This window comes from Curtobacterium sp. AC273, from assembly GCF_979253735.1.
In genome coordinates this window covers 269,726-290,163 of the sequence record NZ_CEEDDU010000006.1, presented here as the reverse complement: position 1 = coordinate 290,163, position 20,438 = coordinate 269,726, and the positions used below count along the sequence as shown (strand labels likewise).

The 20,438-nt window shown below is 70.5% G+C and carries 15 protein-coding genes and 7 pseudogenes; 19 read left to right on the top strand and 3 right to left on the bottom strand.

Going from position 1 to position 20,438, the window contains the following annotated elements; genetic code table 11:
- Positions 1-58 precede the first annotated feature (58 nt).
- Entirely contained in the window at positions 59-262 is a 204-nt protein-coding gene (locus ACZ8AI_RS11715) for a hypothetical protein (RefSeq protein WP_464858363.1), read from the top strand.
- Positions 263-404: 142 nt separating this feature from the next.
- Here ACZ8AI_RS11715 and ACZ8AI_RS11710 read toward each other — a convergent pair whose 3' ends face one another.
- On the bottom strand, positions 405-1,490 hold the full coding sequence (locus tag ACZ8AI_RS11710) for a YidC/Oxa1 family membrane protein insertase (RefSeq protein WP_464858362.1): 1,086 nt from the start codon (positions 1,488-1,490) through the stop codon (positions 405-407).
- 68 nt (positions 1,491-1,558) lie between these two features.
- Here ACZ8AI_RS11710 and ybaK point away from each other — a divergent pair, with 68 nt between their 5' ends.
- From ybaK to ACZ8AI_RS11695, 3 genes and pseudogenes are all read left to right on the top strand, one after another.
- Positions 1,559-2,044: a Cys-tRNA(Pro) deacylase gene (gene ybaK / locus ACZ8AI_RS11705; RefSeq protein ID WP_464858361.1), complete on the top strand. Its 486-nt coding sequence runs from the start codon at positions 1,559-1,561 to the stop codon at positions 2,042-2,044.
- A gap of 95 nt (positions 2,045-2,139) precedes the next feature.
- A pseudogene (locus tag ACZ8AI_RS11700) lies at positions 2,140-4,734 on the top strand (ATP-dependent Clp protease ATP-binding subunit).
- Between the two features lie 1,037 nt (positions 4,735-5,771).
- Entirely contained in the window at positions 5,772-6,221 is a 450-nt protein-coding gene (locus ACZ8AI_RS11695) for an adenine phosphoribosyltransferase (protein WP_464858360.1), read from the top strand.
- Between the two features lie 64 nt (positions 6,222-6,285).
- On the opposite strand, the gene ACZ8AI_RS11690 is transcribed toward ACZ8AI_RS11695, so the two are convergent.
- Positions 6,286-6,504: a hypothetical protein gene (locus ACZ8AI_RS11690; RefSeq protein ID WP_464858543.1), complete on the bottom strand. Its 219-nt coding sequence runs from the start codon at positions 6,502-6,504 to the stop codon at positions 6,286-6,288.
- Between ACZ8AI_RS11690 and thrS the strand changes: the two are divergent.
- From thrS to ACZ8AI_RS11615, 15 genes and pseudogenes are all read left to right on the top strand, one after another.
- Positions 6,424-8,300 (top strand): annotated as a pseudogene (gene thrS, locus ACZ8AI_RS11685) (threonine--tRNA ligase). The gene ACZ8AI_RS11690 and the pseudogene thrS overlap by 81 nt on opposite strands.
- A pseudogene (locus ACZ8AI_RS11680) lies at positions 8,300-8,870 on the top strand (HIT family protein). The pseudogenes thrS and ACZ8AI_RS11680 overlap by 1 nt, the downstream one beginning before the upstream one ends.
- Positions 8,871-8,883: 13 nt before the next feature.
- Entirely contained in the window at positions 8,884-9,807 is a 924-nt protein-coding gene (gene pdxS, locus ACZ8AI_RS11675) for a pyridoxal 5'-phosphate synthase lyase subunit PdxS (RefSeq protein ID WP_464858359.1), read from the top strand.
- Positions 9,797-10,405 (top strand): annotated as a pseudogene (gene pdxT / locus ACZ8AI_RS11670) (pyridoxal 5'-phosphate synthase glutaminase subunit PdxT); the annotation flags it as partial. The gene pdxS and the pseudogene pdxT, both read left to right, overlap by 11 nt.
- Before the next feature lie 211 nt (positions 10,406-10,616).
- Positions 10,617-11,382, top strand: a pseudogene (locus ACZ8AI_RS11665) (YebC/PmpR family DNA-binding transcriptional regulator).
- A 7-nt stretch (positions 11,383-11,389) separates the two neighbouring features.
- A pseudogene (gene ruvC / locus ACZ8AI_RS11660) lies at positions 11,390-12,035 on the top strand (crossover junction endodeoxyribonuclease RuvC).
- The gene (gene ruvA, locus ACZ8AI_RS11655) at positions 12,032-12,652 is read left to right on the top strand and encodes a Holliday junction branch migration protein RuvA (protein WP_071291527.1); all 621 of its coding nucleotides are present in this window, start codon (positions 12,032-12,034) and stop codon (positions 12,650-12,652) included. The pseudogene ruvC and the gene ruvA overlap by 4 nt, the downstream one beginning before the upstream one ends.
- Positions 12,649-13,697 (top strand): annotated as a pseudogene (gene ruvB / locus ACZ8AI_RS11650) (Holliday junction branch migration DNA helicase RuvB). Before ruvA ends, ruvB begins: the two are co-directional and overlap by 4 nt.
- A 94-nt stretch (positions 13,698-13,791) precedes the next feature.
- Entirely contained in the window at positions 13,792-14,199 is a 408-nt protein-coding gene (locus tag ACZ8AI_RS11645) for a preprotein translocase subunit YajC (RefSeq protein ID WP_464858358.1), read from the top strand.
- Between the two features lie 315 nt (positions 14,200-14,514).
- A complete protein-coding gene (locus ACZ8AI_RS11640) occupies positions 14,515-14,931 on the top strand; it encodes a hypothetical protein (RefSeq protein WP_464858357.1) in 417 nt (138 codons plus the stop codon).
- A gap of 15 nt (positions 14,932-14,946) precedes the next feature.
- Positions 14,947-16,041, top strand: coding sequence for a protein translocase subunit SecD (gene secD, locus ACZ8AI_RS11635; protein WP_464858355.1), 1,095 nt, complete (start codon positions 14,947-14,949; stop codon positions 16,039-16,041).
- On the top strand, positions 16,041-17,042 hold the full coding sequence (secF, locus tag ACZ8AI_RS11630; protein ID WP_464858354.1) for a protein translocase subunit SecF: 1,002 nt from the start codon (positions 16,041-16,043) through the stop codon (positions 17,040-17,042). Before secD ends, secF begins: the two co-directional genes overlap by 1 nt.
- 130 nt (positions 17,043-17,172) lie before the next feature.
- Positions 17,173-17,391, top strand: a complete 219-nt coding sequence (locus ACZ8AI_RS11625; protein WP_464858353.1) for a rhodanese-like domain-containing protein — start codon at positions 17,173-17,175, stop codon at positions 17,389-17,391.
- Positions 17,325-17,495: a hypothetical protein gene (locus ACZ8AI_RS11620; RefSeq protein ID WP_464858542.1), complete on the top strand. Its 171-nt coding sequence runs from the start codon at positions 17,325-17,327 to the stop codon at positions 17,493-17,495. Before ACZ8AI_RS11625 ends, ACZ8AI_RS11620 begins: the two co-directional genes overlap by 67 nt.
- Positions 17,479-19,854: a RelA/SpoT family protein gene (locus ACZ8AI_RS11615; protein ID WP_464858352.1), complete on the top strand. Its 2,376-nt coding sequence runs from the start codon at positions 17,479-17,481 to the stop codon at positions 19,852-19,854. The genes ACZ8AI_RS11620 and ACZ8AI_RS11615 overlap by 17 nt, the downstream gene beginning before the upstream one ends.
- Here ACZ8AI_RS11615 and ACZ8AI_RS11610 read toward each other — a convergent pair.
- Entirely contained in the window at positions 19,841-20,434 is a 594-nt protein-coding gene (locus ACZ8AI_RS11610; protein ID WP_464858351.1) for a type IV toxin-antitoxin system AbiEi family antitoxin, read from the bottom strand. The genes ACZ8AI_RS11615 and ACZ8AI_RS11610 overlap by 14 nt on opposite strands.
- Positions 20,435-20,438 lie beyond the last annotated feature (4 nt).

Below are 20,438 nucleotides of genomic sequence, written 5' to 3'. Positions count from 1 at the left end.
TCATCGTCCCACCGGGCTCCCGTGCGTGCTCGCCCAGTTCGGGGCGTAGACGGGTGCCATGAGCGACAAGCACGATCCCGACCCCGAGACCCTCGAGCTGCTGAGCCACGACACGCAGTCCGGCGAAGCCGACTACGTGGCGACGAGCTCGGGTGGCTCCGGCACGGAACGGCACGTCCCGCTGCCCGAGGAGGAGCAGGGTCGCGGCACCGAGTACGACCCCGTCGATCAGGGCCCGCAGCAGGAGGGCCAGGGCGGCTGACGCGGCGGGGCCGCGTGCCCCGGACGCAGCGCCGAACCACGGGTCCGACGTCGAACCAGCCCGAGGGCCCGGTTCGACGTCGGAACCGTGGTTCGATCCGCGCCGGCGCCGGCGCGTGCGCGTGCGCCGGCGCCGGGGCGGGCTAAGCCAGGACTCGCCGCAGGACCGCGCGCTCCCCGAGCGTCCACGTCGCACTCGTGACGACGTAGAGCGCGGCGGCGAGCGGTGCGATCGCGGCGAAGACGACCGTGACGAACGGCGCCCACCGCCCGATCGCCTGGGTGGCCGCCGCGCCGGGGACGGGCGTTCCCGGTTCCGGCACGGCGACCGGGTTCCACCGCAGGTTCGCACGCCGTGACGCTTCGACGACGACCACGAGCACGGCGAGCAGCACCAGGACGACCCACGCGTGCAGCCAGAGCGGCGAGGTCAGCGTCACGACGAGGGAGTGCCCGAGCGGGACCCCGGCGAGCGTCGCCGCGAGGAGCGTGTTCGTGACGCCGTCGATCGTGCTGTGGGTGAACAGTGTGTACACGAGCGAGAGGACCGGCGCCTGGGCGAGCACCGGCAGGCAGCCCGCGAGGGGCGAGACCTTCTCGCTCGTGTAGAGCTCCTGGACGGCGCGCTGCAGCCGCTCGGCATCCTTTCCGTAGCGCTTCCGAGTGCCGCGATCCGCGGTGCGAGGCGTCGGCGATCCCGTTCGGCCCGCACCTGCAGCACGGCGAGCGGGACGAGCACGGCCCGGACGGCCAGGGTGAGCAGCACGACGGCTATCGCCGCGGCGAGGTCGCCCGCGACGGGCGAGAGGGCCGCGGTGGTCGCGGCGAGGAGGTCGGCGCCGCTGTGCAGCAGCGGCCCGACGACGGGCAGGGTGGTGAGGTCCATGACGTTCCGATCGGTTCGGCGGGAGGGGTCGCGTGTGCGGCCCGGCCACCGGTCGGTGGTCAGGCCGGGGTGGCGGCTCCCGGAGCACGCGGTCGGGCGTGCCCGTCGGCGTCGGGGTGGCTCCACGCGATCCGCGTGACGAGGTCGGCCGGAGCGCGGACGGCGTGACCGAGCGCCCGGCGTCGAGACCGAGCACGAGGGCCAGCAGCCGTGCGACCACCACGGCGACGGCGACGGCGGTCAGCCCGAGCGCCGCGACCGCGAGGAGCGGGAACGCCCCGCCCGCGGGGTCGCCGAGGACCAGCGCGGCGGTGAGGCGCAGGAACAGCTCGACGACGGTCATGGTCCGTTCAGGGTAACGCCCGCGCGCCGCTCGGGGGGGAAGTGGCTGGTCAGGGCAGGATCAAGGGCATGACCGCAGGTTCGCCGAGCACCCCAGCGACCGTGGCCCTCGAGCGGGCCGGGATCCCGTACACGCCGCACGTGTACGAGCACCACGAGACCGCGACGAACTTCGGGGAAGAGGCGGCGGCCGCCCTCGGACTCCGAGAGGAGCAGGTCTTCAAGACCCTCGTCGTGTCGGTCGACGGCGCCCTGGCCGTGGCGATCGTCCCGGTGGCGAACCGCCTCGACCTCAAGGCGATCGCAGCGGCCGTCGGTGGGAAGAAGGCCACGCTCGCCGACCCCACCCTCGCCGAGAAGCGCACGGGCTACGTCGTCGGCGGCATCAGCCCCGTCGGCCAGAAGACCCGGCTGCGGACCGTGGTCGACGAGTCCGCCCTGTCGTACCCGAGCATCTTCGTGTCCGGTGGCCGTCGTGGCTTCGACATCGAGGTGGCCCCGGCCGACCTCGTCCGCGTCACCGAGGCGACCGCAGCACCGATCGCCCGGACCTGAGTCGGGTCGCCGCAACTTTTTCCCACCGCCGGGAATGACCCGGTTCCTCCTGCGTTGCATTGAGTCGAAGGCACTCAAGTTCCCAGGAGGTCCCTTTGCCAGCACAGTTCGGTCCGACCAGCGGCAGCGACTCGTTCGACGAGTTCCTCGCACGGCTGCTCGCGGCACAGAACACCGGGGCCCAGCGATCCGTACCGCTGGGACGCCCGGTCGACATCACGCGACTGCTCAGCCGTCGCACCCACGAGCTGCTCCAGCGCACCGCTGAGTACGCCGTCGAGCAGGGCCAGCACGAAGTGGACGCCCTGCACATCCTGCACGTCCTCATCCGCACCGACCCCTTCACCGCGGTCATCCGCCAGGCCGGGGTCGACCCCGAGCAGCTGGCGGACGAGGTCGAGCAGCGCCTGCCGATGGCCCGCGAGGCCGGCGACGACCAGCCCGGCCGTCCCGCGCTGACCGGCACCGCCCAGCGGATCCTGCTCGAGGCCACGCAGGCCGCGCGCGGGTTCGGCAGCACCTACACCGATCCCGAGCACGTCTTCTTCGCGCTCGTCATGGACCAGGACACCGTCACCGGGCAGCTGCTCGCGAGCGCCGGTGTCACCCCGCAGGTCATGCAGGACTACGCCCAGCAGGCCGCGGCAGCAGCACGAGGGGCGCCCCATGCCCGGTACGACCGAGGACACCGCGACCCGCGGCGACTCCGAGACCCCGACGCTCGACCAGTTCGGCACCGACCTCACCGAGCGTGCCCGTGACGGACGCATCGACCCCGTGATCGGCCGCGCCGACGAGATCGAGCAGACCGTCGAGATCCTGCTCCGACGCACCAAGAACAACCCCGTCCTCATCGGCGAGCCCGGTGTCGGCAAGACCGCGATCGCCGAGGGCCTCGCCCAGCGCATCGCGGACGGCGACGTCCCCGTGCTGCTCCAGGGCAAGCGCGTGGTCTCGCTCGACCTGCCCGGCATGCTCTCCGGCACCCGGTACCGCGGCGACTTCGAGGAGCGCCTGACCAAGGCGATGGACGAGATCGCGGCGCACGCCGACGAGCTCATCGTCTTCGTCGACGAGCTCCACACCGTCGTCGGCGCCGGTGGCGGTGGCGAGGGCGGCTCGATGGACGCCGGCAACATCCTCAAGCCCCGCCTGGCCCGCGGCGACCTGCACATGGTCGGCGCGACCACGCTCAACGAGTACCGCCGGATCGAGAAGGACGCCGCACTCGAGCGTCGCTTCCAGCCGGTCACGGTGGGGGAGCCGAGCGTCGAGGACGCCGTCGCGATCCTCACCGGCCTCGCCCCTCGGTACGCCGAGCACCACGACGTGACCTACACCGACGACGCCCTGCGCGCCGCGGTGGAGCTCTCGCACCGCTACGTCACCGACCGGCACCTGCCCGACAAGGCCATCGACCTGATCGACCAGGCCGGCGCACGCCGTCGCCTCGCCCTCTCCGGCGACGTCGACGTCTCCGCGCTCCGCGCCCAGGTCGCGACGCTGACCGCGTCGAAGGACGCGGCCGTCGCCGAGGAGCACTACGAGGATGAGCGTCGCGCCTGCGCGACGAGATCGACGGTCTGGAGGCGCGGATCACCGCCGCCTCGACGGCGGACGCTGGTCGCGCCTCCAGTCCGACCGCCGTGGGCACCTCGATCACGGAGGCCGACATCGCGGAGGCGGTGGCACGCGCCACCGGCATCCCGGCGGCCCGTCTCACGCAGGGCGACCGCACCAGGCTCGCCGCGCTCGAGGACGAACCCCACGAGCGTGTCGTCGGCCAGGACGACGCCGTGCGCGCCATCGCGACCGCGGTGCGGCGCAGCCGGACCGGCATGGGCGACCCGCGTCGCCCGGTCGGCAGCTTCCTGTTCCTCGGCCCGACGGGCGTCGGCAAGACCGAGCTCGCGAAGGCCCTGGCCGGATCGCTGTTCGGCGACGAGTCGGCGATGCTCCGCTTCGACATGAGCGAGTTCGGGGAGCGGCACACCGTGTCCCGTCTGGTCGGTGCCCCTCCCGGGTACGTCGGCTACGACGAGGCCGGCCAGCTCACCGAGCGCGTCCGTCGGAACCCGTACTCGGTGATCCTGCTCGACGAGGTCGAGAAGGCGCACCCGGACGTGTTCAACCTGCTGCTGCAGGTGCTGGACGACGGTCGCCTGACCGACGGCCAGGGGCGCACGGTGGACTTCCGGAACACGGTCGCCATCATGACGCCGAACATCGGGTCCGAGTTCCTCGCGTCGCGCTCCGGTGCGCTCGGGTTCTCCGCGTCGACGGACGGCGGGTACTCGGACGAGGACCTGCGCGCCCGGGTGATGGGCAAGCTCCGCGAGTCCATGCGGCCGGAGTTCATCAACCGCATCGACGACATCGTGCTGTTCCGCAAGCTCGACCCGTCGCAGCTGCACGCGATCGTGTCCCTGCTGTTGCAGGACACCACGCTGCGCCTGATGGCCCAGGGCATGGAGCTCTCCGTGTCCGACGCCGCGGTCGACTGGCTCGCCGAGCACGGGTACGAGCCCGAGTACGGCGCCCGTCCGCTCCGCCGGCTCATCCAGCGCGAGGTCGACGACCGGATCGCGGCCCTCGTCGTGGACGAGGCCGTCACCGGCGGCGACACCGTCCGGATCGACGTGGTCGACGGCTCCCTCACGGCGACCGCCGCGACCCCCGCAGCGGTGTAGTCACCTGTCCCGGAACACCCCGGTGCCGATCGGCACCGGGGGTGTTCTGCGTGTTCAGGAATGCAATTCTCGACGAATTCCGGAAAAGGCTTGCGCGGGGAATGTCGGTGTGGATAGTGTTCACGAGCACCAGCACCGCGTCAGCACGACACCGAGAGGGGGCCTGACCATGATGATCACCGCAACGACTCCGTTCCGCGGCATCCGTACGTTCGGCGGCACCCCGTTCCGGGTCCGCTGAGACAGAGCGCCCGACACCTGCCGACACCCGCGCCCAGGCCCGTCCGAGCTGATCACCGCTCGCCGGACAGCACCGGGCACGACCCCCGCTGACGCTCGGTCGGCACCGTCCCGGACGCCACTTCGGTGGCCCGCGCGGTGCCTGCCGGAATGCGCCGGTCGGTGGTTCGTGAATGTCGGTGGTGGGTGGGACGCTCGACACATCGGCAGCAATTCCTGACCGCGCTCGCGCAATCGCTCACGAGCCGCGGATTGCATTCTTGTGCATTCATTCTCGAGCCCGGGTCCCGGGCAGTTCCGTCGTGCCCAGAACCGGCACGCCTCGAAGGGGAACACCTTGTCAACGAAGACCACCACCACCTCGCCCTCCCGACGTCCGTGCGGTGCGCCGCCGGGTCTCGCTGTCCGACCGCATCGCGCTCCCGCATCGGGATGTCGCTCATCATCTGGAGCCGGCGCACGCACCACGTGCGACCGTCGGTCGACATCGCCACGCGCAACCGCCTCGAGCGGGAGCGTCAGCAGCGCGAGGCCGAGTGGCTCCTGCGCAGCGCGGCGTTGCACCTCTGGCACCGAGCGCTCGGAGCTGGCACTGACCGTCCTCAGTCGCCACAACACCTCTGCCCGTCCCGCACCGTGCCGGCCGTCCGCGCACGGTGCGGGGCGGGACGGACGCGCGCCGTGCCTCCCGTACCGCTGTGGGGTGACCGAAACCGCAGCTGCACTCGTCGAACGCCTGGACCGCCGTCGTCCCGGACTTCCCGAAGCCGGGGGTCCTGTTCCGCGACGTCACGCCGGTGTTCTCCGACCCGGTGGCCTTCGGCCGGGTCCGCGAAGCCCTCGCCGCCCCCTTCGCGATCGGCGAGGGGCTCGCCGCGGTCGCCGGCATCGAGGCACGCGGCTTCGCCCTGGCCGGCGGGATCGCCGCCCAGCACCAGGTCGGCGTCCTGACCGTGCGGAAGGCCGGCAAGCTCCCCGGCGAGGTCCCCAGCGAGCAGTACGCGCTCGAGTACGGCGAGGCCGAGCTCGAACTGCGCCCGGGCCAGCTCCCCGCCGGCACGCGGGTGCTCGCCGTCGACGACGTCCTCGCCACCGGCGGCACCGGAGCCGCCACCATCACCCTGCTCGAGCGTGCCGGGTACCAGGCCATCGGCTTCGCCGCCCTGCTCGAACTCGACGGCCTCGCGGGCCGCGCGCGCCTCGAGCCGCGGCTGCCCGTCACCACGCTCGGCGCCGTGCCCGCCTGAGCCGCACGCTCGCACCAGTCTCGACGCACCATTTCGATCGAGGAGTCCCATCATCGTGACCGAGTCAGTCGCCGCACCCGCGCCCGAAGAGCTTCCCCAGGCACCCGAGCCCCGCACCGCGACGACGACCACGACCGGCACGGAGCTGTTCGACGGTGAGCGCGGCGTCGTGGCGATCCGGGTCGACGGCGTCCTCAAGGACCTGGCGGCCGACGCCGCCGCGGGCGAGACCGCCGAGGCCGTGACCCTGCAGGAGCAGGACGGGCTCGACATCCTCCGCCACCCGCTGCCCACGCGCTCGCGCAGGCCGTGCAGCAGATCAACCCAGAGGCCAAGCTCGGCATCGGCCCGCCCGTCACCGACGGCTACTACTACGACTTCGACGCCGCCGAGCCCTTCACCCCCGAGGACCTCAAGGCGATCGAGAAGGGCATGGACCGCATCGTGAAGCAGGCCCAGCGCTTCCGCCGCGGCGTCGTCACCGACGAGGAAGCCCGCGAGCGCATGGCGGGGGAGCCCTACAAGCAGGAGCTCATCGGCCTCAAGGGCGCCGCCGAGTCCGGCGACTCGGCGAGAGCGTCGAGGTCGGCGCCGGCGAGCTGACGGCCTACGAGAACGTCGACCCGAAGACCGGCGAGGTCGTCTGGCAGGACCTCTGCCGCGGCCCGCACGTCCTGCACACCCGCTGGATCGGCAACGCGCCGAAGCTCATGCGAGTCGCGGCGGCGTACTGGCGCGGCTCCGAGAAGAACCCGCAGTTGCAGCGCATCTACGGCACCGCGTGGCCCGAGAAGGACCAGCTGAAGGCCTACCTCGTCCGGCTCGAAGAGGCGGCGAAGCGCGACCACCGCAAGCTCGGCGCAGAACTCGACCTGTTCTCGTTCCCGGACGAGATCGACTCCGGCCTGGCGATCTTCCACCCGAAGGGCGGCATCATCCGCCGCGAGATGGAGGACTACCCGCGCCGTCGGCACGAGCAGGAGGGCTACTCCTTCGTCTACACGCCGCACATCACCAAGGGCGACCTGTTCGAGCAGTCCGGGCACCTCGGCTGGTACAAGGACGGCATGTTCCCGGCCATGCACATGGACGAGGCCCGCGACGAGGACGGCAACGTCACGCGGCAGGGGGCGGACTACTACCTCAAGCCGATGAACTGCCCGATGCACATCCTCGCCTACCGCTCGCAGGCCCGGTCCTACCGCGACCTGCCGCTGCGGATGTTCGAGTTCGGCACGGTCTACCGCAACGAGAAGTCCGGCGTCATCCACGGGCTCACCCGCGTCCGGGGCATGACCCAGGACGACGCGCACATCTTCACCACGAAGGAGCGCATGAAGGAGGAGCTCACCACGACGCCTCCAGTTCGTGGCCTGCTCCTCCGTGACTACGGCCTCGACGACTTCTACCTCGAGCTGTCGACGAAGGACCCGGAGAAGTACGTCGGCGACGACGACACCTGGGACGAGGCGACGAACACCCTGCGCGAGGTCGCCGAGGAACCCGGCCTCGAGCCCGTCCCCGACCCCGCCGGTGCGGCGTTCTACGGCCCGAAGATCTCGGTGCAGGCGCGCGACGCGATCGGCCGTACCTGGCAGATGTCGACCGTCCAGCTCGACTTCAACCTGCCCGAGCGGTTCGAGCTCGAGTACGCGGCGGCCGACGGTACCCGGCAGCGCCCGGTGATGATCCACCGCGCCCTGTTCGGCTCGATCGAGCGCTTCTTCGGCGTCCTGACGGAGCACTACGCCGGTGCGTTCCCGGCCTGGCTCGCCCCGGTGCAGGCTCGTCGGGATCCCGGTCGCGGCCGAGTACCGCGACTACCTCGACGAGGTCGTGGCGAAGCTCTGCAGCCACGGCGTCCGCGCCGAGGTCGACCACCCCGACGACCGGATGCAGAAGAAGATCCGCAACCACACGAAGCAGAAGGTGCTGTTCCAGCTCATCGCGGGCGGCGACGACCGCGACGCGGGTGCGGTCAGCTTCCGCTTCCGCGACGGCCGCCAGGACAACGGCGTGCCGGTGGACGAGGCCGTGGACCGCATCCTCACCGCGATCCGCGACCGCGCGCAGGTCTGATGCCCGACGAGCAGGACCCGCTGGTGATCCGGGACGCCGCGACCGGCGCGGCCGTCCCGGACGCCTTCCAGCGGCTCTGGAACCCGCACCGGATGGCGTACATCGACGCCGGGCGGGACGGCAAGGGCCGCGGCCACGACGACGACTGCCCGTTCTGCGAGGCGCCGAGGAAGTCCGACGAGGACGCCCTGATCGTCGCGCGGGGCGAGCACGCGTACGTGCTGCTCAACCTCTTCCCGTACAACAACGGGCACCTGCTCGTCTGCCCGTACCGGCACGTCCCGCTCTACGACGAGGCCACCTCCGGACGAGCTCCGCGAGATCGGCGAGCTGACCCAGACCGCGATGCGCGTGCTGCGGTCCGTGTCGCACTGCGACGGCTTCAACATCGGGATGAACCAGGGCGAGGTCGCGGGGGCCGGGGTCGCCGGGCACCTGCACCAGCACATCGTGCCGCGGTGGCAGTCCGACGCGAACTTCTTCCCGATCATCGCCCGGACGAAGTCGATGTCCCAGTTGCTCGGCGAGACCCGCCGTCTCGTCGCCGAAGGGTGGCCCGCGGCGGACTAGGATGGTCGGCATCATGAGCGACAGCACCAGCACCTCCGGCACCCCTGGCACCTCGATCACCGGCTCCGACCGCGTCAAGCGCGGCCTCGCCGAGATGCTCAAGGGCGGCGTGATCATGGACGTCGTCGACGCCGAGCAGGCCCGCATCGCGGAAGAAGCCGGCGCGACTGCCGTCATGGCCCTCGAGCGCGTCCCCGCGGACATCCGCGCGCAGGGTGGCGTCGCTCGCATGTCCGACCCGTCGATGATCGAGGAGATCACCGCCGCGGTGTCGATCCCGGTCACGGCGAAGGCCCGTATCGGCCACTTCGTCGAGGCGCAGGTCCTGCAGGAGCTCGGCGTCGACTACATCGACGAGTCCGAGGTCCTGTCGCCCGCCGACTACGTGGAACCACATCGACAAGTGGAAGTTCACGACCCCCTTCGTCTGCGGTGCCACCAACCTGGGCGAGGCACTCCGTCGCATCACGCCGAGGGCGCGGCCATGATCCGCTCCAAGGGCGAGGCCGGCACGGGCGACGTCTCCGAGGCGACCAAGCACATCCGGACGATCAACAAGGAGATCGCGGCACTGCGCCACCTCAAGGAAGACGAGCTCTACGTCGCCGCGAAGGAACTGCAGGCGCCGTTCGACATCGTGAAGGAGGTGGCACAGACCGGCACGCTGCCCGTCGTGCTCTTCACCGCCGGTGGCGTCGCGACCCCGGCCGACGCCGCGATGATGATGCAGCTCGGCGCCGACGGTGTCTTCGTCGGCTCCGGCATCTTCAAGTCGGGCGACCCGGCCAAGCGTGCCGCCGCGATCGTCAAGGCCACCACCTTCCACGACGACCCGAAGGTCATCGCCGAGGTCTCCCGCGGGCTGGGCGAGGCGATGGTCGGCATCAACGTCGCCGACGTGCCCGCACCGCACCGCCTCGCCGAGCGTGGCTGGTAGCACGACGAGCGGTGCGCGGCCCCGCATCGGGGTCCTCGCACTGCTGGGCGACTTCCGCGAGCACATCGCCTCGCTGACGGAGCTCGGCGCCGACGTGGTGCCGCTCCGTCGGCCCGAGGAGATCGAGGCCCTCGACGGCGTCGTGATCCCCGGCGGCGAGTCGAGCGTGATGGACAAGTTGTCCCGGGCGTTCGGCGTGGCCGAGCCGCTGGCCAATGCGATCCGTCGGGGTCTGCCGACGTACGGCACGTGCGCCGGGATGATCATGCTGTCCTCCCGCATCACCGACGGCATCACCGGGCAGCAGACGCTCGACGTGCTCGACACCACGGTCCGCCGGAACGCCTTCGGCAACCAGAACGACTCGTTCGAGATCGACATCCCGATGCCGGCGCTCGGTGATGCCCCGGTGCACGCGGTGTTCATCCGGGCCCCCGTGGTGGAGCAGCACGGCGCGGGTGTCGAGGTCCTCGGTGCCCTGCCGGACGGTCAGGCCGTGGCGGTGCAGCAGGGCAACGTCATCGCCAGCGCCTTCCACCCCGAGGTCGCGGGTGAGGACCGGTTCCACCGCCGCTTCCTCGACCTCGTCCGGAGCGCCCAACCGCCCTCCCATCTCGCAAAACGCAACGTTGGCGGCAGTTCGCAGCGCAATACCCCTGCGAGCAACCGCTACCGTTGCGTCTTGCGGGTAGGGACGACCGGCACGACCAGCGCGACCGGGACGACCGGCGCGACCAGCGCGGCGGGGGCGATCCGCGCCTCCAGGCCGGTAAACTGAGTCAGATTTTCCGCTAGACGCAAGGAGCACCGTGTCCGGGCATTCCAAGTGGGCAACGACCAAGCACAAGAAGGCGGTCATCGACCAGCGCCGTGCGAAGTCGTTCGCCAAGCTGATCAAGAACATCGAGGTCGCCGCGAAGATGGGCGGTGCCGACCTCTCCGGCAACCCGACCCTCGTCGACGCCGTGCAGAAGGCCAAGAAGACCTCGGTCCCCAACGACAACATCGACCGCGCCATCAAGCGCGGTGCCGGTCTCACGGGCGAGACCATCGAGTACACGACGATCATGTACGAGGGCTACGGCCCCAACGGCGTCGCGATGCTCATCGAGTGCTCTGACCGACAACAAGAACCGTGCCGCGGCCGAGGTCCGGACCGCGATGTCGCGCAACGGCGGCACCATGGCCGACCCGGGCAGCGTCGCGTACAACTTCTCACGCAAGGGCGTCATCTCGGTCACGAAGACGGACGGCCTCGACGAGGACACCGTCATGACGGCCGTGCTCGACGCGGGCGTCGAGGACGTCATCGACCAGGGTGGCGGCTTCGAGGTCATCACCGAGGCGAGCGACCTCGTCGCGGCCCGCACCGCGCTGCAGGACGCCGGCATCGACTACGACTCCGCCGACGCCGAGTTCGTCCCGGGCCTCAAGGTGCCGGTCGACGCCGAGACCGCCCGCAAGGTGTTCCGGCTCATCGACGCCCTCGAGGACTCGGACGACGTGCAGAACGTCTACTCGAACTTCGAGGTCCCCGCCGACGTGCAGGCCGAGCTCGACGAGGACGAGGACTAGCCCGATGCTGCGCGTGCTCGGGGTCGACCCCGGGCTCACGCGGTGCGGCGTCGGCGTGGTCGAGGTCGCACCGAACCGGCGCGCCCGGCTCGTCCACGTGACGGTCGTGCGCACGCCGGCGGACATGGCGCTCGAGCAGCGCCTCCTGCTCATCGCCGACGGCATCGCGGCCGAGATCGACGAGCACCGACCGGACGCCGTCGCCGTGGAGCGCGTGTTCGCGCAGGCGAACGTCCGCACCGTGATGGGCACCGCGCAGGCGGCCGGCCTGGCGCTCCATCGCCGCGGCCGCCCGCGGGCTGCCGGTCGGACTGCACACCCCGTCCGAGGTCAAGGCCGCGGTCACGGGCTACGGCAACGCCGACAAGCGGCAGGTGCAGACGATGATCGCGCGCGTGCTCGGGCTCGACGAGGCCCCGAAACCGGCCGACGCCGCCGACGCGCTCGCGTTGGCCGTGTGCCATGCCTGGAGGCTCGGCTCGCCCGACACCGTCGGCTCGCGTCCGACGAACCTCACCCCGGCACAGCGTGCGTGGCGGGACGCCCAGGGCGGCACCGTCGACTCACCGCTCGCCCGTGCAGCTGCCGCCGCGGCACGACCGCAGCGTGGCAGGTCGGCATCGTCGGTGGGCGGCCGTAGGCTCGGGGCATGATCGCGAGTCTCCGGGGCACCTGCATCGACGTCGCCGGATCGGCCGTCGTGGTCGAGGTCGGGGGCGTCGGGTACGCCGTCACGGTCACGCCGGCCCACGCACTGTCGATGCGGCACGGCGCCGAGGTGTTCCTCCGCACCGCGATGATCGTGCGCGAGGACGAGCACCTGCTCTTCGGCTTCGAGTCCACCGACGCGCTCCAGGTGTTCGACCTGCTCCGCAGCGTCTCGGGCGTCGGCCCCAAGTCGGCGATGGGCGTCCTCGCCCACATGGAACCCGCACAGGTCGCGAACGCCGTCGCGAACGACGACGACGGCGCGTTCCGCAAGGTCTCCGGCATCGGCCCGAAGACCGCCAAGCTCATCATCGTCGCCCTGTCCGGCAAGCTCGCCGCGTTCGAGCAGGCGCCCGTCGTCGCAGCCGCCCGCGGGGGAGCGGCCCACCCGGCCGCCGTCGACGTCGTCGAGGCGCTGGTCGGGCTCGGCTGGCGCGAGGACGCGGCCCAGCGTGCGGTCGACGACACCATCGCGACCGAGCCGGGTGCGGCGACCATGGGGACGCAGGCGCTGCTCCGCGCGGCGCTCGGTGCGCTCCGTCCCGCCGGGGCCGGCCGGTGAGCGGCATCACCGCCGCCAGCGCCGAGTCGCAGGAAGAGCTCGCGTTCGAGGGCGCGCTCCGGCCGAAGTCCCTCGACGAGTTCGTCGGCCAGCGCAAGGTCCGCGGCCAGCTCGACCTGCTCCTCAAGGCCGCCGCGATGCAGGACCGCACCCCCGACCACATCCTGATGGCGGGCCCGCCCGGGCTCGGCAAGACCACGCTCGCGATGATCGTCGCGCACGAGTCCGGCCGTCCGCTACGGATGTCGAGCGGGCCAGCGATCCAGCACGCCGGCGACCTCGCGGCCGTGCTGTCGTCCCTCGTCCCCGGCGAGGTCCTGTTCATCGACGAGATCCACCGCATGGCGCGCTCGGCGGAGGAGATGCTCTACCTGGCGATGGAGGACTTCCGGATCGACGTCATGGTCGGCAAGGGCGCCGGTGCGACGAGCATCCCGCTCGACCTCGCGCCGTTCACCCTCGTCGGGGCCACGACGCGCGCCGGCCTGCTGCCGAACCCGCTCCGCGACCGCTTCGGGTTCACCGCGCACCTCGAGTTCTACGAGAAGGACGAGCTCGAGCAGGTCCTCATCCGGGCCGCTCACCTGCTCGAACTCGACATCGACCGCACGGCACTGCGCGAGATCGCCGGCCGGTCGCGCGGCACACCCCGCATCGCGAACCGTCTGCTGCGCCGCGTGCGGGACTACGCGCTCGTGCACCGGACGACCGACGGCATGGCGGCCGTGCAGGGCGCCCTCGACCTCTACGACGTCGACGAGCTCGGCCTCGACCGCCTCGACCGCGCCGTCGTCGAGATCATGCTCACCAGGTTCGACGGGGGACCGGTGGGCCTCAACACGCTGGCGGTGTCCGTCGGTGAAGAATCCGAGACGATCGAGTCGGTCGTCGAGCCCTTCCTCGTACGCGTCGGCCTGGTCACCCGGAGCCCGCGCGGCCGGATCGCCACCCCCAGGCGTGGCGCCACTTCGGCATGACCCCGGGGCAGGCGGCCGGCGCGCAGCCCGGGCTGTTCGACGACGACACCGATCCCGACACCGTCTGACCGTCCGGGCGGTCCGGGGTCGACATGCCACGCACAGTCGTGTGCCCTAGACTGCTACGGCCCGAAACCGAGCAACCAGAGAAGGCATCGCATCATGGGTCAAGAAGTCATCCTCATCGTCATCGTCGTGGCGTTCGCGGCCTTCATGTTCTACAACAGCCGCAAGCGCAAGAAGCAGCAGGGCGAGCTCGCCACCAAGATGGTGCCGGGTGCTCGCGTGATGCTCTCCTTCGGCCTGTACGGCACGCTCCTGTCGGTCGACGACGAGAAGGTCACCGCCGACGTCGAGATCGCCCCCGGCACCGTCGTCACCGTGCACCGTCAGACCCTGTCGCGCGTCGTCGACGACAGCGCGTCGGACATCGAGACCACCGCCACGCCGGAAGACGAGCCGGCAGCGCCGAAGCCCGTCGCCGAGCTCAACGGCGAGCCGGTCTACGGTGAGCGCGTCGACCCGACCGACACCGACGCCGACGCGGCGAAGCGCAAGACCGAAGACTGACATCTCGGCCGCCGGGTCCACCGATCCGGCGGCGACACCTGCCGCCGGTCACGACCGTCGGTCCTGACAGAAAGACGAGACGACCGGTGGCACGATCGACACCCGTCAAGAAGGCGATCCGCTCGCTCACCTGGTTGGTGATCCTGATGGCGGTCCTCGCGGGTCTGAACACCGCCGCGTCGATCCTCGCCGGATCCACGAAGGACGACAGCGGCAAGTGGTTCGAAGGGGCCAGCTGGGTCCCGGAACTCGCCCTCGACCTGCAGGGCGGCACGCAGCTGACCCTCGCGGCCCAGAACACCGAGGGCGGCCTCGGTGACGAGCCAGCAGCTCGACCAGGCCGTGAACATCATCCGGCAGCGCATCAACGCCACGGGTGTCTCCGAGTCGCAGATCAACACCCAGGGGACGAACAACATCGGTCGTCTCCATCCCGGGCAAGCCGGACAAGGCGACGATCGACCGCATCGAGGCCGCAGCGAAGCTGACGTTCCGCCCGGTGCTCTACACCGAGGCGGCGACGAGCTCCTCGGTCGGTGGCGACGCCGACTTCGTCCGCGTCCCCGACGCCGTACTCGCCGCCGGCGTCACCCGCCGCGACGCCGAGCGCGAAGCCGTCGAACGCGAGCGACCTCAACTGGGTCACGCCGAAGCTGCAGGACCTCTACACGAACTACGACTGCAAGGCGCCGGACGACGTCACCGCGGCGCTCGACGACGAGCCCCTCGTGACGTGCGACGCGGACGGTGCTGGCCAAGTACATCCTCGGACCGGTCGAGGCCCCGGGCTCGAACATCAGCAACGCGACGTCCGGTCTCGCGACCGACTCGCAGGGCACGTCGACGGGTCAGTGGGCCGTCAACCTGACGTTCAACGGTGACGGCACGAAGGACTTCCGGACGGTCACGAACCGCCTGGTGTCGTTGCAGGCCCCGCAGAACCAGTTCGCGATCGTCCTCGACGGCTCCGTGATCACCGCCCCGAGCACGAACGCGGCGATCACCAACGGCAAGGCGCAGATCACCGGCAACTTCACCGCCGAGTCCGCGAAGACCCTGGCCGACCAGCTCAAGTACGGCGCCCTGCCGATCAACTTCCAGGTGCAGTCGAACGAGAACATCTCGGCGACCCTCGGTACCGCGCAGCTCGTCGGCGGCCTCGTCGCCGGTCTGATCGGGCTCATCCTGGTGATCATCTACTCGGTCATCCAGTACCGGGCGCTGGCCTTCGTCACGGTGCTCTCGCTCGGCGTGGCCGCGGCCCTGACCTACCTGGTCATCGCGATCATGTCCTGGCGCGTCGACTACCGCCTGTCACTCGCCGGCGTCGCGGGGTTGATCGTGGCCATCGGCATCACGGCCGACTCCTTCATCGTGTACTTCGAGCGCATCCGTGACGAACTGCGTGACGGTCGCGGGCTCGAGAGCGCCGTGGAGTCCGGCTGGAAGCGCGCGCTGCGCACGATCCTGGCGTCCGACTCGATCAACTTCCTCGCCGCGATCGTGCTCTACATCCTCGCGGTGAGCGACGTGAAGGGCTTCGCGTTCACGCTGCTCCTCACGACCCTCATCGACGTCGTCGTGGTCGTGATGTTCACGCACCCGATGATGCAGATCATCGCCCGCAGCCGGTTCTTCGGCGAGGGCCACAAGTTCAGCGGGCTCGATCCAGCGGCCCTCGGCGCCGTCTACCGGGGACGGGCACAGTTCCGCGCCCCCGTGGTCGACGGCAAGCGCCAGCGCAGTGCGGGCGAGGCCCAGCGCCGACAGACGATCGCGGAGCGGAAGGCCCAGCAGGGTTCCGTCGAGAACGGCACCACGCCGGACGGGAAGGACGACTGATGGCCAGCTTCAGCCAGTTCGGCAGCGACCTCTACACGGGGAAGCGCTCGTACGACATCGTCGGCCGGCGCAAGACCTGGTACCTCATCGCGGTCATCGCGATCGCGATCTCGCTCGCGGTGCCGTGGCTCCGCGGTGGGTACCAGCTCGGCATCGAGTTCACCGGCGGTTCCGAGTTCACGCTCTCCGACGTGAAGACCCTCGACCAGAACCTCGCGACGGAGACGGTCGAGTCGATCGTCCCCGAGGGCGTCCCGCGCGTCTCGCAGCTCGGCCAGCACGGCATCCGCGTGCAGACCGGGCAGCTGACGGACCGAGAGACCACCGAGGTGCAGGACGCCCTGGCGAAGGCGTACGACGTGCCCGAGGACAAGGTCGCGGCGACGTTCATCGGTGCGACCTGGGGCGCCGACGTGCTGGCCCAGGCGATCCGCGGGCTCGTGATCTTCCTGGCGCTGGCCGCGGTCTTCATGGCGGTGTACTTCCGCACCTGGAAGATGTCGGTCTCCGCGATGGTCGCGCTGCTGCACGACCTCCTGATCACGGCCGGTGTGTACGGCATCGTCGGGCTCGAGGTCACGCCTGCCGCGGTCATCGGCTTCCTGACGATCCTCGGGTACTCCCTGTACGACACCGTCGTGGTGTTCGACAAGGTGCGCGAGAACACGAGTCAGGAATCCCACCGGACCTTCGTGCAGTCGGTCAACCTGGCGGTGAACCAGACGCTCGTCCGCTCGATCAACACCTCGGTCGTGGCGCTGCTGCCCGTCGCGGCGATCCTCTTCATCGGGTCGTACGTCCTCGGCGCCGGGACGCTCCGCGACATCTCGCTGGCGCTCTTCATCGGCATCATCGTCGGCACCTACTCGACGATCTTCATCGCCTCGCCGATGTACGCACACCTGCGCGAGAACGAGCCGAAGGTCAAGCAGGCCGACGCGAAGAAGCAGGCCGCCGCCGAGAAGCGTCGGCGCGAGGTCGACGCGACGGCGGAGGTCTGATGCCCACCGAGATCACCGAGATCGACGTCGCCGAGGCACGTCGTCGCCTCGAGTCCGGCGCGCGGCTCTTCGACGTCCGCGAGCAGGGGAGTGGGACGACGTCCACGCGCCCGAGGCAACGCTCGTGCCGATGTCCGAGCTGGTCGCCCGCTGGAAGGAGATCGACGGCGGTGACGAGCCGGCGATCATCGTCTGCCACTCCGGCGGCCGTTCGGCCCGTGTGGTGGCAGCGCTCGAGCAGTCCGGCGTGCCGGCGGTCAACCTCACCGGCGGGATGGTCGCGTGGGAGCAGTCCGGCGCCCCGGTCGTCCGGTCGGACGCCCAGGGCTTTTTTTTTTTTTTTTTTTGAACCGCGTCACGAGCACTGACCGGGCACGCGTAGTCTTGTCGGATCGAGCTCGGATCGAGCTCTGGCCGAGTCCCCGGGAGGCGCATCATGACGGACACCCGTGAGTCCACCCCCCAGGACGCAGCGCGCGGCGACGACGCAGCGCGCGGCGACGGCGCAGCGCGCGAAGGCGCCAGCCGTCCCGGTTCCGCTCCGCGTCCGTCCAGCCCGCTCGGCCCGAACACCACCGGCAACCTCGGTTCCCTCCGGTCGCTGCTGCCCCGGCTGTTCTCGCGTGCGCAGCCCGCCGGCGCCGTCGACACCCTGATCCGCACGGTGCGCTCGCACCACCCGAAGGCCGACGTCACGCTCATCGAGCGCGCGTACTCGGTCGCGGAGCGTGCGCACGACGGGCAGAAGCGGAAGTCGGGCGAGCCGTACATCACGCACCCGGTCGCGGTGGCACAGATCCTGGCCGACCTCGGCATCGGCACGATCACGATCGCCGCCGCCCTGCTCCACGACACCGTCGAGGACACCGACTACCAGCTCGACCAGCTGCGCCAGGACTTCGGCGACGAGATCGCCATGCTCGTCGACGGCGTCACGAAGCTCGACAAGGTCAAGTACGGCGACAGCGCCCAGGCCGAGACCGTCCGCAAGATGGTCATCGCGATGTCGAAGGACATCCGGGTGCTCGTCATCAAGCTCGCCGACCGCCTGCACAACGCCCGCACCTGGGGCTTCGTGGAGTCCGCCTCCGCCACACGGAAGGCGAAGGAGACGCTCGAGATCTACGCGCCGCTCGCGCACCGGCTCGGCATCCAGATGATCAAGCTCGAGCTCGAGGACCTCTCGTTCGCGGTCCTGCACCCGAAGCTCTACGTCGAGATCGACAGCCTGGTCAAGGAACGTCAGCCGAAGCGCGAGCAGTTCGTGCAGAACGTCATCGGCACCCTCAAGAAGGACCTCAAGGCGGCGAAGGTCCGCGGCGACGTCATGGGGCGGCCGAAGCAGTACTACTCGATCTACCAGAAGATGATCGTCCGCGGGCGCGAGTTCGACGAGATCTACGACCTGGTCGGCATCCGCGTCCTCGTGCCGACGGTGCGCGACTGCTACGCCATGCTCGGGTCCGTCCACGCGCGGTGGACGCCGTTGCCGGGGCGCTTCAAGGACTACATCGCGACCCCGAAGTTCAACCTGTACCAGTCGCTCCACACCACGGTCCTCGGGCCGCAGGGGCGTGCCGTCGAGATCCAGATCCGCACGCACGAGATGCACCAGCGCGCCGAGTTCGGTGTCGCGGCGCACTGGAAGTACAAGCAGCGCGCGGCCGGTCGCGACGTCGACACCTCGTCAGCGACCGACCAGGACATGGCGTGGCTCGCCCACATCACGGACTGGCAGGCCGAGACGAGCGACCTGGGGGAGTTCCTCGACTCGCTGCGGTACGAGATCGGTGCGAAGGAGACGTACGTCTTCACGCCGCAGGGCAAGGTCATCGGCCTGCCCTCGGGTGCGACGCCGGTCGACTTCGCGTACGCCGTGCACACCGAGATCGGGCACCGCACGATGGGCGCCAAGGTCAACGGTCGCCTCGTGCCGCTCGAGAGCGCACTGTCGAGTGGTGACGTCGTCGAGATCTTCACCTCGAAGAACCCCGACTCCGGTCCCAGCCAGGACTGGCTGACCTTCGTCCGGAGCCCACGTGCCCGGAACAAGATCAAGCAGTGGTTCACGAAGGAACGACGCGAAGAGGCGATCGAGCAGGGCCGCGACGCGATCGCCCGTGCGATGCGCAAGCAGAACCTGCCGCTCCAGCGGATCATGAGCCAGGACTCCATCTCCGAGGTGGCGTCCTCGATGCGGTACGACGACGTGTCCGCGTTGTACGCCGCCATCGGCGAGGGGCACGTCTCGACCCAGTCGGTCATCGAGAAGGTCCTCGGCAACGTCCAGGCCGAGACCGAGACGGACGAACCGGAGCTCGCGTTCCCGCGCCAGGTGACGAGCCGGCAGCTGCGCAACAGCGACAGCGGCGTGCTGGTCCGCGGTGCGCCGGACATCCTCGTGAAGCTCGCGAAGTGCTGCACCCCGGTGCCGGGCGACCAGATCGTCGGGTTCATCACCCGGGGCCAGGGCGTCTCGGTGCACCAGGCGTCGTGCACGAACGTGAAGTCGCTCATGAACGAACCCGACCGGATGATCGAGGTCGAGTGGGCCCCGTCGTCGAAGTCGGTGTTCCTCGTGCAGATCCAGATCGAGGCGCTCGATCGGTCGGGTCTGCTCAGCGACGTGACCCGGGTCCTCACCGACCACCACGTCAACATCCTGTCGGCGACCGTCTCGACCTCGTCGGACCGTCTGGCCCTGAGCCGGTTCGTGTTCGAGATGGGCGACACGACGCACCTCGACCGCGTGCTGAACGCCGTCCGACGGATCGACGCCGTCTACGACGTCTACCGCGTCAGCGCGGGCTGACCGGACCGACGTCCATCGGGGCCTGAGGGGCGTCCTGCAGGTCGCGCAGCCGTCGCTCGGCCTGCCGGACCATCGGGACGGTCCCGAGGGCGGAGAGCCGCTCGAGCACCACTGCCGCCGACGTGGCACCGGTCGCCAGGAGCCCGGCCACGGCGGAGGCCTCGGCACAACCGAACCGCCCGCCCGCCGTACCCGGGGTGCGCAGCAGGTCGACGGCGGTCCGCGCCGGCACCGTCACGCGGAGGGCACCGAACCGGACGGTGTCGCGCAGGTCGATGCGGACCTCGCGGAGGCGGACGTCGGCCTCCACGTGCACCCGGACCTGCGGCGGGACGCACACCTCGAGCGGGGCGGGCGGCCGCGACGCCGCACCCCAGATCCAGGCGGCGGTCAGTGTGCTCGCGATGAGCCGACCGTCACGGAGGACCCACGCGGCAGCGGCAGCCCGCAGCGCCGGCGTCTGCGGCTCGGCGGGGGAGGCCCAGCACGGTCCGACGGGCACCAGCTCACCCGCGAGCACCGCGGCGCGCAGTTCGGCCTCCGGCCAGTCGTCGCTGGTCAGGAGTCGCGAGCGGGGCACCCGC

Coding starts and splice junctions, on each gene's coding strand:
- ACZ8AI_RS11715 (WP_464858363.1), top strand. CDS start 59: ATGAGCGACAAGCACGATCCCGACCCCGAGACCCTCGAGCTGCTGAGC.
- ACZ8AI_RS11710 (WP_464858362.1), bottom strand. CDS start 1,490: ATGACCGTCGTCGAGCTGTTCCTGCGCCTCACCGCCGCGCTGGTCCTC.
- ybaK (WP_464858361.1), top strand. CDS start 1,559: ATGACCGCAGGTTCGCCGAGCACCCCAGCGACCGTGGCCCTCGAGCGG.
- pdxS (WP_464858359.1), top strand. CDS start 8,884: ATGAGCGACAGCACCAGCACCTCCGGCACCCCTGGCACCTCGATCACC.
- ruvA (WP_071291527.1), top strand. CDS start 12,032: ATGATCGCGAGTCTCCGGGGCACCTGCATCGACGTCGCCGGATCGGCC.
- ACZ8AI_RS11645 (WP_464858358.1), top strand. CDS start 13,792: ATGGGTCAAGAAGTCATCCTCATCGTCATCGTCGTGGCGTTCGCGGCC.
- secF (WP_464858354.1), top strand. CDS start 16,041: ATGGCCAGCTTCAGCCAGTTCGGCAGCGACCTCTACACGGGGAAGCGC.
- ACZ8AI_RS11625 (WP_464858353.1), top strand. CDS start 17,173: ATGTCCGAGCTGGTCGCCCGCTGGAAGGAGATCGACGGCGGTGACGAG.
- ACZ8AI_RS11615 (WP_464858352.1), top strand. CDS start 17,479: ATGACGGACACCCGTGAGTCCACCCCCCAGGACGCAGCGCGCGGCGAC.